This is a genomic window from Schumannella sp. 10F1B-5-1 (assembly GCF_006517535.1).
Lineage (GTDB): Bacteria > Actinomycetota > Actinomycetes > Actinomycetales > Microbacteriaceae > Schumannella.
In genome coordinates this window covers 1-299 of the sequence record NZ_VHQH01000278.1, presented here as the reverse complement: position 1 = coordinate 299, position 299 = coordinate 1, and the positions used below count along the sequence as shown (strand labels likewise).

Here is a 299-nt window from a genome sequence, read left to right as displayed (position 1 = left end):
TGCACCGCGACCCGTACCGCTGGCCGTTCGACGCGTGGGACATCGACCCGCGCTACACCGAACGCCGTCCGCGGCAGCTGCGGCTCGCCCACGCCGCGACCCGGCTCGACGGGCCGACCGTCGTGCGCGAGCAACGGCTGACCGGACCGGGGGTCGAGGTCGAGCAGCGCATCGTGCTGGAGGCCGGGTCGGAGCTCGTGCGCTTCGAGACCCGCGTCGACTGGCGGGCGAGTCACCGGATGCTGCGGGCCGAGTTCCGGCCGTCGCGCTGGGCCGACGAGGTGGCGTGCGAGATCCAG

The 299-nt window shown here is 74.6% G+C and carries 1 protein-coding gene; it reads left to right on the top strand.

The annotated features are described in order from the left end of the window. Positions 1-299, top strand: a 299-nt coding sequence (locus tag FJ658_RS15700) for a glycoside hydrolase family 38 C-terminal domain-containing protein (RefSeq protein WP_141146256.1), incomplete at both ends; no start/stop codon positions are given.